The organism is Streptosporangium album (genome assembly GCF_014203795.1).
GTDB classification, from domain to species: Bacteria; Actinomycetota; Actinomycetes; order Streptosporangiales; family Streptosporangiaceae; genus Streptosporangium; species Streptosporangium album.
This window is the reverse complement of record NZ_JACHJU010000001.1, coordinates 1995323-2008963: the sequence shown is the minus strand read 5'-3', so window position 1 is coordinate 2008963 and position 13641 is coordinate 1995323. Positions and strand designations below refer to the sequence as shown.

At 68.8% G+C, this 13641-nt stretch carries 14 protein-coding genes and 1 tRNA gene; 10 read left to right on the top strand and 5 right to left on the bottom strand.

What is annotated here, in order from left to right; genetic code table 11:
- Positions 1–95 precede the first annotated feature (95 nt).
- The 7 genes from FHR32_RS09395 to FHR32_RS09365 all read left to right on the top strand — a co-directional run bounded on the left by FHR32_RS09395 (position 96) and on the right by FHR32_RS09365 (position 4953).
- Positions 96–1412, top strand: a complete 1317-nt coding sequence (locus tag FHR32_RS09395; protein WP_184753953.1) for an NAD(P)/FAD-dependent oxidoreductase — start codon at positions 96–98, stop codon at positions 1410–1412.
- A 203-nt stretch (positions 1413–1615) separates the two neighbouring features.
- A tRNA-Leu gene (locus tag FHR32_RS09390) sits at positions 1616–1688 on the top strand.
- A 305-nt stretch (positions 1689–1993) separates the two neighbouring features.
- On the top strand, positions 1994–2776 hold the full coding sequence (locus tag FHR32_RS09385; RefSeq protein ID WP_184753952.1) for a Bax inhibitor-1/YccA family protein: 783 nt from the start codon (positions 1994–1996) through the stop codon (positions 2774–2776).
- Between the two features lie 233 nt (positions 2777–3009).
- Positions 3010–3618: a helix-turn-helix domain-containing protein gene (locus FHR32_RS09380; RefSeq protein WP_184753818.1), complete on the top strand. Its 609-nt coding sequence runs from the start codon at positions 3010–3012 to the stop codon at positions 3616–3618.
- Positions 3552–4142: an IS630 family transposase gene (locus FHR32_RS09375; RefSeq protein ID WP_312882647.1), complete on the top strand. Its 591-nt coding sequence runs from the start codon at positions 3552–3554 to the stop codon at positions 4140–4142. The genes FHR32_RS09380 and FHR32_RS09375 overlap by 67 nt, the downstream gene beginning before the upstream one ends.
- A gap of 83 nt (positions 4143–4225) precedes the next feature.
- A complete protein-coding gene (locus FHR32_RS09370) occupies positions 4226–4453 on the top strand; it encodes a DUF4287 domain-containing protein (RefSeq protein ID WP_184756436.1) in 228 nt (75 codons plus the stop codon).
- Between the two features lie 89 nt (positions 4454–4542).
- Entirely contained in the window at positions 4543–4953 is a 411-nt protein-coding gene (locus tag FHR32_RS09365; RefSeq protein ID WP_184753951.1) for a PPOX class F420-dependent oxidoreductase, read from the top strand.
- A gap of 98 nt (positions 4954–5051) precedes the next feature.
- Here the strand turns inward: FHR32_RS09365 and FHR32_RS09360 are convergent, their stop codons facing one another.
- From FHR32_RS09360 to FHR32_RS09350, 3 genes are all read right to left on the bottom strand, one after another.
- The gene (locus tag FHR32_RS09360) at positions 5052–6272 is read right to left on the bottom strand and encodes an acetyl-CoA C-acetyltransferase (protein WP_184753950.1); all 1221 of its coding nucleotides are present in this window, start codon (positions 6270–6272) and stop codon (positions 5052–5054) included.
- 158 nt (positions 6273–6430) lie between these two features.
- Positions 6431–7789 carry an outer membrane protein assembly factor BamB family protein gene (locus FHR32_RS09355; RefSeq protein ID WP_184753949.1) on the bottom strand — a complete coding sequence of 453 codons (1359 nt, stop codon included), beginning with the start codon at positions 7787–7789 and terminating at the stop codon, positions 6431–6433.
- 53 nt (positions 7790–7842) lie between these two features.
- Positions 7843–8817 carry an SGNH/GDSL hydrolase family protein gene (locus FHR32_RS09350; protein ID WP_184753948.1) on the bottom strand — a complete coding sequence of 325 codons (975 nt, stop codon included), beginning with the start codon at positions 8815–8817 and terminating at the stop codon, positions 7843–7845.
- A gap of 134 nt (positions 8818–8951) precedes the next feature.
- On the opposite strand from FHR32_RS09350, the gene FHR32_RS09345 reads away from it, so the two are divergent.
- Complete coding sequence (locus FHR32_RS09345; protein WP_184753947.1) at positions 8952–10322, top strand: cystathionine beta-synthase; 1371 nt, start codon at positions 8952–8954, stop codon at positions 10320–10322.
- A 62-nt stretch (positions 10323–10384) separates the two neighbouring features.
- Here the strand turns inward: FHR32_RS09345 and FHR32_RS09340 are convergent, their stop codons facing one another.
- Positions 10385–11593 carry a sensor histidine kinase gene (locus FHR32_RS09340; RefSeq protein ID WP_184753946.1) on the bottom strand — a complete coding sequence of 403 codons (1209 nt, stop codon included), beginning with the start codon at positions 11591–11593 and terminating at the stop codon, positions 10385–10387.
- Positions 11594–11728: 135 nt separating this feature from the next.
- Here FHR32_RS09340 and FHR32_RS09335 point away from each other — a divergent pair, with 135 nt between their 5' ends.
- Together FHR32_RS09335 and FHR32_RS09330 are read left to right on the top strand one after the other, a co-directional pair.
- The gene (locus FHR32_RS09335) at positions 11729–11890 is read left to right on the top strand and encodes a hypothetical protein (protein ID WP_184753945.1); all 162 of its coding nucleotides are present in this window, start codon (positions 11729–11731) and stop codon (positions 11888–11890) included.
- A 40-nt stretch (positions 11891–11930) separates the two neighbouring features.
- Positions 11931–13070, top strand: coding sequence for a cystathionine gamma-synthase (locus FHR32_RS09330; RefSeq protein ID WP_184753944.1), 1140 nt, complete (start codon positions 11931–11933; stop codon positions 13068–13070).
- A gap of 40 nt (positions 13071–13110) precedes the next feature.
- Here the strand turns inward: FHR32_RS09330 and FHR32_RS09325 are convergent, their stop codons facing one another.
- Entirely contained in the window at positions 13111–13536 is a 426-nt protein-coding gene (locus tag FHR32_RS09325) for a hypothetical protein (RefSeq protein ID WP_184753943.1), read from the bottom strand.
- Positions 13537–13641 lie beyond the last annotated feature (105 nt).

Below are 13641 nucleotides of genomic sequence, written 5' to 3'. Positions count from 1 at the left end.
TTATGTTTTAACCAAGGGGGACATGGTGCGACGCGACCGGCGGACGTATGCTTGTGAAAGCTTTCACAAGCCGTGAACCTAAGGATGGCGCCGAAGTGAACCGCAACTCCAAGCACATCGTGGTCGTCGGTGGGGGCTACGTCGGTCTCTACACCGTGCTGCGTCTGCAGCACACGCTCCGCAAGGAACTGCGCGACGGCAGCGTGCACATCACTGTCCTCACTCCCGAATCCCATATGACCTACCAGCCGTTCCTGCCCGAGGCGGCGGCGGGAAACCTCTCGCCCCGGCACGTGGTCGTCCCGCTCCGCCGGGTGCTGAAGAAGGCGACGATCCTCAACGGCAAGGTCTCCAGGGTCAACCACGCGGCCAAGTCGGTCACTTTCGCGCCCAACGTCGGCACACCCCATGAGATCGACTACGACATCGTGGTCATGGCCGCCGGCTCGATCTCCCGCACGCTGCCCATCCCCGGTCTCGCCGACGCCGCGATCGGCTTCAAGACGGTGGGCGAGTCGATCGCACTCCGCAACCGGGTGCTCGAGCTCCTCGACCGCGCCGAGTCCGACGGTGACGAGGCGCTGCGCCGCAGGGCGCTGACGTTCGTCGTGGTCGGCGGCGGCTTCGCGGGCGTCGAGGCGCTCGCCGAGCTGGAGGACATGGCCGTCGACGCCGTCCGCTACTACCGCAACGTCTCCCGTGAGGACATGCGCTGGGTCCTCGTCGAGGCGACCGACCGCATCCTCCCCGAGGTCGGCCCCGAGATGGGCAAGTGGACCGCCGAGCAGCTCCGCGAGCGCGGCATGGAAGTCAAGATGAACACCCGCCTGGACTCCTGCGTGGGTGGCCTGGTCAAGCTCTCCGACGGTGACGAGTTCGAGTCGGCGACCATCGTGTGGACCGCCGGTGTGAAGCCCAGCCCGGTCGTCAACGCCGGTGACCTGCCGCTGGACGAGCGCGGCCGGATCAAGACGACCGCACGACTGACCGTGGCCGGGGTCGAGGACGCCTTCTCGGCCGGAGACGTGGCCGGGGTGCCCGACGTGACCAACCCGGGTCGGTATTGCGCGCCCAACGCCCAGCACGCCGTACGGCAGGCCAAGGTCCTCGCCGACAACATCACCCGTCACCTTCATGGGCAGGAGCTGGTCGACTACCGCCACAAGTATGTCGGATCGGTCGCCGGTCTGGGCCTGCACAAGGGTGTCGCCAACGTCTACGGTGTCAAGCTCCGCGGACTGCCCGCGTGGTTCATGCACCGCACCTACCACCTGTCGCGGGTGCCCACCCTCAACCGTAAGGTCCGTGTGACGGCGGACTGGACCCTGGCACTGTTCTTCAAGAGGGAGACCGTCTCGCTCGGAGAGATCGAGGCGCCGCGGACGGAGTTCCGCGAGGCGGCGGCGGCCTGACGGGCCGTCCCGAAGCGACGTCGACGGCCCCGGCCGCTGACCGCCGCTCGGAATTCCCGCGTCCACCGCCGCCCCGGCCCCTGCCGGCACCGGGGCGGCGGCGTTTCCGCCTCCGGTCGGGGAGACGCCGGTCGCAGGCCCGTGTGACGCATGATACGAAGTTGTGCTCCTCGGATGAGTGGTCCGTTACGTATGATTGCGGCGCCCCCGTAGCCCAATGGCAGAGGCAAACCCCTTAAAAGGGTTCGAGTGAGGGTTCGAGTCCCTCCGGGGGCACTGATGGCGGTCTGCCGTATCAAGCCCGTGATCAGCAGAAACGTGGTCGCGGGCCGTCCTCGCCGGCTGTCCGTCCGCGAGCGTCACCGGCCGGTTACGGAAGGTCGGACGGAGGTGGCGCTTCCCGCGCGTGGACGGTGAAACCGATGTGGAAGGCGGGAACCCGGCGGACGGGCCGTTCGTTTGATCCATCGGCGGTAGCCGTACGGCCACATGAACCAGAGGGACATGGATATCAACACGATACGGCCGTGTGACAACCGATCTAATACGCTGATCGCGTAGGTCGCAGCGTGGAGGCAGCGATGGAGAGCAAGAACCCCGTATTCAGCCGGCAGTCCAAGGGCCACCAGGCCTGGGGATCGCCAACCCCCACCCCTGACCAGCTTCAGGGCATGTACGACAGGCCGTCGTACGCACCGCCCGCGCAGCGGACCATGACGATCGACGACGTGGTCGTGCGCGGTTTCATCACGTTGGGCACGCTGGTCGTCTCCGCGGCGGTGGCGTGGGCGCTCAACCTCGGCACGGCCGCGCTGCTCGTCGGCGTGATCGTCGGTCTGGTGCTCGGCCTGATCGTCTCGTTCAAGCAGAGCACGAACCCGGTGCTGATCCTCGGCTACGCGGTCGCCTACGGCGTGGCCATCGGCGTGATCAGCCACATGTACAACGACCTGTACAGCGGGATCGTCTTCCAGGCGGTGGTCGGCACGGCGCTGGCCTTCGCCGCCATGCTGACGGTCTACTCGCTGCGCATCATCCGGGTCACGCCGAAGTTCACCAAGTTCGTGGTGGCGGCGGCCCTGGGTCTGATGGGCCTCATGCTCGTCAACTGGGTGGCGACCTTCTTCATCGCCGACGGCATCGGCATCCGCTCCGGTGGTGCCCTGGCCTACGTGTTCAGCATCGCCACGATCCTGATCGGCTGCTTCTTCCTGCTGCTCGACTTCGACGCGGTCGAGCAGGGCGTGCGCGCCGGCGCCCCGGAGAAGTACTCCTGGCTGATGGCCTTCGGCCTGACGGTCACCCTGGTCTGGATCTACCTGGAGATCCTGCGCCTGCTGAGCTACTTCTCCAGCAGCGACTAGACGAGAGCCGGTGACGGCCGGCCACATGGCGAAACCCCCGACGGAGAGAGTCCGGCGGGGGTTTCTTCCTGTGCGGGGTGGGAACGCACAGGAGCGAGAAGCCGCAACGCACATGAACGAGAAGCGACCAATGAACGACGAACAATCACCGATGACCAGCTAGTGCTGCGTTCCTGAATGGAGTCAAAGATCCCTGCTGACCTGGGGTGATGATGGTCTCAGGGGGGATTGTCATGCCGAAACTGCTGCATGCGCGTCCACCGATGGACGCCGAAGAGAAACGACAGATCTGCAAGCTGGCCGGGGCCCGTCATGCCCCGGCCGACTGGATCATGAGAGCGCAGATCATCGTGTTCAGCTGGCAGGGGCTGCGCACCAGCGCCATTGCCGCCAAGCTGGGCTGTCACATGCAGACCGTACGCGAGCGGATCGAGCGCTTCAACGCCGAAGGCCTGGCCGGCCTGGGCGACCGACCCGGGGCAGGCCGCAAACCACGCATCACCGAGCTCGAACGCGGACAGCTCATCGCGCTAGCGCGCTCGACTCCGCCCGGACGGCTGGTCCGCGACGAGGCCGGGGACCTGGCCGCGGCCGATGAGGGCGGCCCGCCGCAGTGGACGCTGGACAGCCTGACCGCCGCCGCCCGCGCGCAGGGCATCGTCATCGCGCGCAGCCAGGTCCGCCGGATCCTGCTCAAAGAGAAGGTCCGCTGGCGCCATCCCCGCTCTTGGACCACCTCGACCGATCCGGACTTCGCCCCAAAAGGGCCGAGGTCATCGGCTGCTACACCGACCCGCCGCCCGGTACCACGGTCATCTGCGCCGACGAGCTGGGACCGGTGACCCCGCGCACCTTCCCGCCCGCGCCCGGCTGGTCGGTCGACGGACACCGGATTAAAGCGCCGCTGACCTACTCCCGCGGCACCGACAAGAGCTGGGTATACGGCGGCCTGCGCATCCGCGATGGCATCGAGCTCACCTTCTGCGCGCCCTCACGCGACAGCGACGGCTGGATCGGGCTGCTTCAGCAGATCGCCAGGGCCAACCGACGCGGCCCGATCGTGGTCATCACCGACAACCTGTCCAGCCATTCCAGCTGGAAGGTCCGCCAGTGGTTGCTGCGGCATCCACGTATTCGCCAGGTGTTCATCCCGGTCAAGGCCTGCTGGCTGAACCTGGCCGAGGGTTGGTGGCGGCTGCTGCGCCGGGCCGCGTTCGCCGGGCAGACCTTCGCCGACGCCACCGAGATCGCCCACGCGGTCACCCTCGCTACCGCCCAGCTCAACGCCCACGCCCATCCCTGGATCTGGGGACGACCGCCCCCGCAGCCCCGAGCCCTGCGCCGCAAGTTCGTCTATTTGCTATGAGGAACGAAGCACTAGTGAGGGCTTGCTATCTGCGGACTCGTGATGCACTGTCGAGCAAAGGAGCCCTATCCGTGGAGGTGCCCATGTCGTTGAACCACTCACTGGAGACGCAGAACAAGCTGATCGCAAGAGTCCCGGACATAACGGGACGCGCTCTCCCAGAGTGGTTTCAAGCCATCGACAACGGCCCGTCTTTCCTGCGCTGTGACGAGCGTGCCAACTGGCTCGCCGACGAGCACGGGCTGACCCACGGTTACGCGGCCGCCATCGTGCACGAGCACGAACGCCACCGCCGTAACCGTTACCTGTAAGTCGTCCATCTTCGCGCGGGCCCGTGTCCCCGTACGGCGGCGCGGGCCTTCGCACGTGGAAACACGATCTCCGCAGTCATGATGGGGCCATGGATCTCGACAAGGCACGTAACTTCATCCGCGACAACCACCGCGCGGTCCTGCTGACCTGGCACGCCGACGGCCGGGCGCAGATGTCACCGGTCGCGGTAGGGCTGGACGCCGAGGGGAACGCGATCGTCAGCACCAGGGAGACCGCCGTCAAGGTGCGCAACCTCCGCAGGGATCCCCGGGTGGCGCTCTGTGTGACGACCGACGCCTTCTACGGCGAGTGGATCCAGATCGAGGGCACCGCGACGGTCGTCTCGCTGCCGGAGGCGATGGAGACGCTGGTGACCTACTACCGCGACATCTCCGGCGAGCACCCCGACTGGGACGACTACCGGGCGGCCATGGAGCGGGACCGGCGGGTGGTCCTGAGCATCGACCTCACCCGCGCCGGCCCCGACGTCCACGGCTGACCAGTGGGGCGTCGCCGAACCTTGACCGGGCTTCTCCGGGCCGAGGCGCCTGACCCCCATCGGGGGGAATCCCCCGGTCAACGTTCGGCGCAGGGCCGCTAGCTGAGGCGCTCCAGGACCATCGCCATGCCCTGGCCACCGCCCACGCACATGGTCTCCAGGCCGATCGACCGGTCGTGGAACCGGAGGCTGTTGATCAGGGTGGAGGTGATCCGGGCACCGGTCATGCCGAACGGGTGGCCCACCGCGATGGCGCCGCCGTTGACGTTGAGCCGGTCGAGCTCGATGCCGAGCTCCTGGTAGGACGGGATGACCTGGGCGGCGAAGGCCTCGTTGATCTCCACCAGGTCCACGTCGCCGATGGACATGCCCGCCCGGGCCAGGGCCTGCCTGGAGGCCTCGACCGGGCCCAGGCCCATGATCTCGGGGGACAGACCGGTCACGCCGGTGGAGACGATCCGGGCGATCGGGGTGATGCCCAGTTCGGCGGCCTTGGTGTCGCTCATCACGATCACCGCGGCGGCGCCGTCGTTCAGCGCGCAGCAGTTGCCGGCGGTGACCGTCCCGTCAGGCCGGAAGACCGGCTTGAGCTGAGAGACCGCCTCGTAGGTGGTGCCCGCGCGAGGACCGTCGTCCTTGCTGACCACGGTCCCGTCGGGGAGGGTGACCGGGGTGATGTCGCTCTCCCAGAAGCCGTTGGCGATCGCCTTCTCGGCCAGGTTCTGGGACCGGACACCGAACTCGTCCTGCTCCTGGCGGGACACGCCCCTCAGACCGGCGACGTTCTCGGCGGTCTGGCCCATCGCGATGTAGACGTCGGGCAGTGCGCCGTCCTCGCGCGGGTCGTGCCAGACCTCGCCGCCCCCTCCGGCAGCCCTGGCCGAACGGCCTGCGGCCTCGGTGAAGAGCTCGTTCTGCGTGTCGGGCAGCGAGTCGGAGCTGCCCTTGGCGAAGCGGGAGACGCACTCCACACCCGCCGAGACGAACACGTCGCCCTCGCCCGCCCTGATCGCGTGCATGGCCATCCGGGTGGTCTGCAGCGAGGACGAACAGTAGCGGGTGACGGTGGTGCCGGGCACGCTGTCCAGCCCGAGCAGCGTGGAGACCACGCGGGCCATGTTGAATCCCTGCTCGCCGCCCGGCAGGCCACAGCCCAGCATCAGATCGTCGATGCCGGCCGGGTCGAGCTGGGGGACCTTGGCCAGCGCGGCTTTGATCATCTGTGCGGTCAGGTCGTCGGGCCGGATGTCCTTGAGGGATCCCTTGAAGGCGCGTCCGATCGGCGAGCGCGCGGTTGCGACGATGACTGCCTCGGGCATGTGGCTCTCCTGGATTCGTTTGTCGGTCCTCCTGCGGAGGTTACCCCGCGGTAGCCCAGATGCCACGCCCCAGGGCGGGATGAAACAGAACTTTGTACGGCGCGCACAGGAGCCCCACCCGGAGGCGGGGCTCCTGTCACGGGGGCACCCGTGACGGGTCAGCCGTACATGCCCGGAGAGGTGCCGGTGCCGTCCTTGATCCCGTGCAGGCCGCCCTGCTCGTCGCGCCACGTCCGCCAGCCGTCCTGGCTTCCGGTGAACCAGGCGGGCGGGGCGGCGGAGCCGTTCACCCTCTTGCCGCCGGCCAGGTCGTACTCGCACAGTGAGGCCACCGCGTAGAAGCCCGGATTCTGGCCCTTGAGGGCCAGAGGTTTGGGGTCGGTGACGCAGAAGGACCAGCCCCGCTCCTCCTTGATCTCGGCGCTGCGGCCGGTCGTCAGGTCGAAGGCGCTGCCGGGCTTGTCGTGCTTGAGGAAGCCGAGCTTCTCCATCTGGGCGGGGAAGGCGAGCCACCAGCCCGAGTCGGGGACCTGGGTGACGGGGATCTGCCCGAGGACCCGGCCGCTCTCGGCGTCCAGCCGGGCGAAGCCGCCGTACTGACCCTGCTGGTCGACCGGGCGCACCACCGGTGCGAACCCCGGGCTGCCGCTGGGGTAGACCCGCACCACCGACGGGCGGAGCCAGTTGACCTTGCCGTCGGCGAGCTTGACGGAGAAGAGGCCGAAGGCGGACACCTTCGCAGTCTTGGGGTTGGTGTAGGGGGCGACGTAGCCGGTGAGGTTGTCATCGGTCGCGCCGAACGACCAGCCGCCCGACATGTCCACCCCGGCGCCGAGGGCCTGCTCGATGGGCAGGCTCCATCCGGCCTTCCCGGTCTTCAGGTCGTACGACTCCAGGACGGGGTGCTTGGCCAGGCGGAGGAACACGACACGGGAGGTGTCGGACCACTCCACCTCGGCGATGCCGGGGAGCTTCCACATCGGCCTGCCGGTGGCGGGGTCGAGCACGACGACCCGGGCCGTGGGCAGGGCGGTCTGTTCGGACATGCACACGAACGCCCCGCATCTCTGAGGCCCGAAGGTGGAGTGCACCGGGCGGGTCCACTTCTGCGCTCCGGTCCTCGCGTCGCGGGCGATGAGTGTGGCGTTCCACCGGCCTTTCCTGGTGGGCCGGGTGGGGTCGACCGCCACCGCGACGGTCTGTCCCCCGCCGGTCTCGACGATCGCCGGGGCCGGGACCCCCATGCCCGGCAGGCGGCCCGCCATGGTCGCGGGGTGGGCCCACAGCTTCCTGCCCGAGGCGAGGTCGAGAGCCACCGTCTCCAGCGTGCCGTCGGGTTTCGCGGAGGTCGTCATGGCGACGCCACCGGCGGCGGTGGTGCGGCTGACCGCGTTCACTTCGAGGTTGTGCCAGGTGGGGGAGACCGGTGTGGCCGCTTCGGTGCCGGAGCAGCCGGCCAGGGCCAGGGCTCCGGCGAGCACCAGAACCGGTTTCGCGTGAGTCCGGATGACGGGCATTCCACTCCAATGGGGGCGAGGCGTTACGGCTTCGCCGCGGAGGGTAACCGTGTTCAGGCGCCGTCAGTCGGCGCTCCGGGCCTCCGGCGGAACATCGTCACCCACCGTCCGTGGGGTCCGGTCGCTCGGCCGGCGACGCGGGTCGCGGAGACCTCGGTGCCGGGTTCCTCCGCGGCCATAGCCGCCGCGAGGTAGATCGACTCACTGCGCTGAGGCCGAGGCTCGGGCCACAGTCCCAGCGCACTGCCTACAGAAGGTAGCACCGCGTAAGCAACCTGTAGATAACCTTGAGCAGATGGGTGGAAACGATCTGGTCCGAACATCTCGCCCGGATTTGCGTCGAATTCGTCGCCAAGCAGGTCCGCGAAGGCCACTGTCCGCCCGCCCGCCTCGACCACGGCGACCGTCTGCGCCGCGGCGAGCTGACGGCTCCAGCGCCGGGTCACCCAGCGCAGCGGCTGCGCGATCGGCCGGACCGTGCCGAGGTCGGGACAGGTGCCCACGACCACCTCGGCCCCGGCCTCACGCAGCCGCCGTACCGCCTTCTGCAGATGCCGTACGGCCTGCGCGGGCGGTGTCTGGGTGGTGACGTCGTTGGCGCCGATGAAGATGACCGCGATCTCCGGCTCGGCTCTGAGTGCCCGGTCCACCTGCTCGTCCAGTTCGGCGGAGGCCGCTCCCGACTTGCCGGTCACGGTCAGCAGCACCGGCCGCTCGGCGACGAGGGCCAGACTCGAGGCGATCAGCACGGCCGGAGTCTCGGCGGGGTCGGTGGTTCCCAGACCCACCGAGGTGGAGTCCCCGAGCATGACCATCCGGATCGGGTCGCCGTCGAAGGCGCCGTAGAGCCCGTCCGACGGGGGCCCCTCCGTGCCGTGCGGGCGGCCGACGATCCGGCGGGCCAGCATGGCCTCGGCCAGCAGCAGACCGTATGTGGCCGCGCCGAGCGCGGTGATTCCTCCTCCGCCCACGGCCGCGGCGGCCGCGATGCGCCGGGCGGTCCGTGCCGCCCCGGGTGTCCAGGTCACGTGGCGTTGCTCCCTCGATACGGCGCGGCGGTAGCGTTGCCTTGAGAAACTAAGCGGGTCGTGCCCACCCCCAGCGGACCCGGCATTCAACACAACAAGCTGACAAAGCTTTGGTATTTCGAGGTGATCACTCGGTGCGCGTACATGACTCACTCGTCGAATTGATGGGCAACACCCCACTTGTCCGGCTGCACAGTGTGACGGCGGGCTTGCCGGCTCAAGTGCTGGCCAAAGTGGAGTATTTCAACCCGGGCGGCTCGGTGAAAGACCGGATCGCGGTACGGATGATCGACGCCGCAGAAAAGTCGGGCGCGCTGCGCCCGGGGGGCACGATCGTGGAGCCCACATCGGGCAACACGGGGGTCGGTCTGGCCATCGTGGCCCAGCAGCGGGGCTACAAGTGCCTGTTCGTCGTGCCCGACAAGGTGGCCCAGGACAAGATCTCGGTTCTGCGCGCCTACGGAGCCGAGGTCGTGGTCTGCCCGACGGCGGTCTCTCCCGACCACCCGGACTCCTACTACTCGGTCTCCGACCGGCTGGCCAAGGAGACGCCGAACGCCTGGAAGCCGGACCAGTACTCCAACGCCCAGAACCCCGAGAGCCACTACCACTCCACCGGCCCGGAGATCTGGGAGCAGACCGAGGGACGCATCACCCACTTCGTGGCCGGCGTCGGCACGGGCGGCACCATCAGCGGCACCGGCCGCTATCTCAAGGAGGTCTCCGGCGGCCGAGTGAAGATCATTGGCGCCGATCCGGAGGGTTCGGTCTACTCCGGCGGCACCGGACGGCCGTATCTGGTGGAGGGTGTCGGCGAGGACATCTGGCCGGCCACCTACGACACCACGATCTGCGACGAGATCATCGCGGTCTCCGACAAGGACTCCTTCGGCATGACCCGGCGCCTGGCCCGCGAGGAGGCGCTGCTGGTGGGCGGTTCCTGCGGCATGGCGACGGTCGCGGCGTTGCGCGTGGCCGGTCAGGCCGGTCCGGACGACGTGGTCGTGGTGCTGCTGCCCGACGGCGGACGAGGCTACCTGTCGAAGATCTTCAACGACGAGTGGATGGCCGACTACGGCTTCCTGACCACCTCCAGCGACGAGGGCCTGGTCAGGGACGTGCTGGTCCGCAAGGCCTCCGGTATGCCGGAGTTCGTGCACACCCACCCGCACGAGTCGGTGGACACGGCCATCTCCATCATGCGGGAGTACGGCGTGTCGCAGCTTCCGGTGATGAAGGAGGAGCCGCCGGTCATGGCCGCCGAGGTGGTCGGTTCGATCGTGGAGCGCGACCTGCTCGACGCCCTCTACCGGGGCCGGGTGCGGCCGAACGACCCGCTGGCCGGCCACATGTCCCAGCCGCTGCCCATGATCGGCGCGGGCGAGCCGGTCTCCATCGCGGTCGAGGCGCTGGAGAAGGCCGACGCCGCAGTCGTCCTCGACGACGGCAAGCCCGTCGGGCTGCTCACCCGCCAGGACCTGCTCGCATTCCTCGCCAACCACTGACCGGACGGGCCGGCCTGCGGTCAGACCGGGCCGGCCACCGGGCGGATCAGACCGGCCACCGGTCAGACGAGAAACTCCGCCAGCACCTCCCAGGCGCCCTCCGGGGTGGGGCCGGCGACAAGGCGGCCGCCGAGCGCCTCAACGCGCTCGGCCATGCCCACCAGGCCGAACCCGCCTCCCAGGCGCGAGACCCTGACGTCGGCCGCCGAACCGTGGTTGCGCACACGCAGCCGTACCGCCGCGCCTCTCGCCCGTCCCGGCCGGTCGCGCGGATCCCGCCCGCCGTCCGGGGCCTGGCCGTCCTGGTCACCGACCAGCCTCAGGTCCGCCTCCACCCACCCGGCACCCGGGGCGTGCCGCCGGACGTTGGTCAGCGACTCCTGCAGGACCCGGTGCAGGGTGGTCATCACCTCCGGCGCGAGGGTCTCGTCGGTGATGCCCTGGCCGATGTCAAAGGCGACCCTGGGACCGCCGGAGGAGAAACGCTCCACCATCACCCGCATGTCCATGAGTTTGGTGCCGGGGGACCGGGCGGCCTCGTCCTCGGCCCGCAGCACGCTCACCAGGCGGCGCATCGAGGTCAGCGCGTCGGCGCCGGCGCCCGCGATCGCCTCCAGCGAGGGGACCACCGCCTCCGGCTGCCGTTCGGCGACGACCTTGGCCGCCTGCGCCTGGACGACGATCCCGGTGATGTGGTGGGCGACCAGGTCGTGCAGCTCCCTGGCGAGCTCCAGGCGTTCGGCCCGCCGTACGGAGCTCACCGCCTCCCTGCGGCGCTCCAGTTGGAAACGGAGGTAGGTGCCGACCGAGGCGGCGATCGACCAGCTGACGAAGACGAGGAAGCCGGTGGACAGGGAGGCGTTGGTCTGGGTGATGCGTCCCACCGCGGCCTCCAGCACGATCACCGATGCGACGGAGAACAGCGCGGCCCGTCTGATCGGCTCGATCCAGCGCAGCCCGCCGATCGTCAGGATCAGCAGCGATCCCGTCTCGGCCAGCCCGGGGATCCCGCCGGCGCCGGTGATCTCGACGATCAGCGTGCAGGCGGACGACAGCACCAGCAGGACGGCGAACCCGCTGACCCGCCGGGTGCGGCGCCACAGCACGGCCAGGACGCCGGCGACGCCGCACAGGGGCCTCAGCCACATCGTCCAGTTGCCGCCCGGCACCGCCACCGCGAAGTCGATCAGAAGCAACAGGGAGAGCCAGCCGATGAGCGCGAGCTCGCTGAGCCGCTGGATCCAGTAGACGACGCGATGTGTATCTCCCACGGCACTTGAGCTTAAGCCTCACGGCTGACATGACATATCAGTCGTTCGGCTGATGGGTGCGCCTTTGGACCGGCCCTTCAGCGGAGGCGGCGGGGGAGCCCGCCGCCGATGCTTGAGATGTCGAAAGGAATTCAGATGACCGTCATCGGGATCGTGCTGCTGGCCATCGGACTCGTGGTCGGGGTGTCGCTGACACTCGCCGACCCGGTCCTGCTGTCGCTTCTCACCAGGGACTCCGCCGAGGGCACCGGCGGCCGTCGCCTTCAGTCCCCGCCGGCGGACGCCGCCCCGGTATGAGGGCGGGGACACGGGTCCGCACTCCGGTAGCGTTGGCCGTATGAGTGAAGGATTCGAAACGCTCGCCATCCATGCAGGTCAGGAGCCTGACCCCCACACCGGGGCCGTTGTTCCGCCGATCTACGCGGTGTCGACGTACAAGCAGGACGGCGTGGGCGGGCTGCGCGCCGGATATGAGTACAGCCGGTCGGCCAACCCGACCAGGACCGCGCTGGAGGAGGCCATGGCCGCCGTCGAGGGCGGCACCAGAGGCCTGGCCTTCGCCTCCGGCCTCGCGGCCGAGGACGCCGTGCTCCGTACGGTGTGCAAGCCGGATGACCACGTGATCATCCCGAACGACGCCTACGGCGGCACCTATCGGCTGTTCTCCAAGGTTCACGCGCGCTGGGGTCTGCACTACGACCCCGTACCGCTCGGGAACCTGCACGCGGTGGCGGCCGCCATGAACCAGAAGACCAGGATCGTCTGGGTTGAGACGCCCACCAATCCGCTGCTCGGCATCGCGGACATCGCGGCCCTGGCCGAGCTCGCACATGACAACGGCGCGCTGCTGGTGGTCGACAACACCTTCGCCTCGCCGTATCTCCAGCAGCCGCTGTCGCTGGGCGCGGACATCGTGGTGCACTCCACTACCAAATATGTCGGCGGCCACTCCGACGTGGTCGGCGGCGCGCTCGTCACGGCCGACGCCGAGCTGGGCGCGGAGCTCGCCTTCCACCAGAACGCGATGGGCGCGGTGGCGGGGCCGTTCGACGCGTGGCTGACGTTGCGCGGCCTCAAGACCCTGGGTGTGCGGATGGATCGCCACTGCGACAACGCCGAGCGCGTGGTGGACCTCCTGCTCGCCCACCCGAAGGTGACCTCGGTCCTCTACCCGGGGCTGCCCGAGCACTCCGGCCACGAGGTCGCGGCCAAGCAGATGAAGCGCTTCGGGGGCATGGTCTCCTTCCGGGTCGCCGGAGGGGAGGCGGAGGCGGTCGAGATCTGCAACCGGGCCAAGCTGTTCACGCTGGGTGAGTCGCTCGGCGGTGTCGAGTCGCTGATCGAGCACCCCGGCCGCATGACGCACGCCTCCGCCGCGGGCTCGCCACTGGAGGTCCCCGGCGACCTGGTCCGGCTGTCGGTCGGCATCGAGTCGATCGACGACCTGCTCGCGGACCTGAGCCAGGCGCTGGGGTAGGGCCGGGCGCCGATCGCCGGCGCCGGGGTGAGCGGTCAGGTCAGGCCGGGTTGCCCCAGACCATCAGCGCCAGGATGACCATCCAGATCAGGGTCACGATGCCGGCGAGCATGGCGATCCGCCCGGTCTGCAGCTTCGCGCCGTCGTCCGGGTTCTCGTTGCCGAGGACCCGGATGGCGGTGATCTGGTCACGGTCGATGATGACCAGGAGCACCGCGGCGACGATGAAGAGCGTCATGGAGATCGACAGGTAGGGTTTGCCCAGATACTCGCGGCCCAGTATCAGCCCGAAGAGGAACACGCCGATGGCCGCGATGGCGTAGATGCGCGTGGTCTTGTGCAGATAGCGCAGGACGTTGACGTCCTTGGCGCGGATGAACCGGGGAGTGGACATGGTGGCCGCGGTGACCGGTCCCAGAGTGAAGATCGCGAAACCGATGTGCAGCCAGAGCAGCAGGTCTGTCATGTGCCAGACATTAGCCCCCGGCGACCTCCCCTCGGTATGGCGCGCCCAAGGCCTCTTTGATTGTCATGAAAAGATGGCATTTTTGATCGTTCGATGTTCCGATAG

Coding starts and splice junctions, on each gene's coding strand:
- FHR32_RS09370 (WP_184756436.1), top strand. CDS start 4,226: ATGTCGTTGAACCACTCACTGGAGACGCAGAACAAGCTGATCGCAAGA.
- FHR32_RS09330 (WP_184753944.1), top strand. CDS start 11,931: ATGAGTGAAGGATTCGAAACGCTCGCCATCCATGCAGGTCAGGAGCCT.
- FHR32_RS09325 (WP_184753943.1), bottom strand. CDS start 13,536: ATGACAGACCTGCTGCTCTGGCTGCACATCGGTTTCGCGATCTTCACT.
- FHR32_RS09380 (WP_184753818.1), top strand. CDS start 3,010: ATGCCGAAACTGCTGCATGCGCGTCCACCGATGGACGCCGAAGAGAAA.
- FHR32_RS09385 (WP_184753952.1), top strand. CDS start 1,994: ATGGAGAGCAAGAACCCCGTATTCAGCCGGCAGTCCAAGGGCCACCAG.
- FHR32_RS09365 (WP_184753951.1), top strand. CDS start 4,543: ATGGATCTCGACAAGGCACGTAACTTCATCCGCGACAACCACCGCGCG.
- FHR32_RS09355 (WP_184753949.1), bottom strand. CDS start 7,789: ATGCCCGTCATCCGGACTCACGCGAAACCGGTTCTGGTGCTCGCCGGA.
- FHR32_RS09335 (WP_184753945.1), top strand. CDS start 11,729: ATGACCGTCATCGGGATCGTGCTGCTGGCCATCGGACTCGTGGTCGGG.
- FHR32_RS09360 (WP_184753950.1), bottom strand. CDS start 6,272: ATGCCCGAGGCAGTCATCGTCGCAACCGCGCGCTCGCCGATCGGACGC.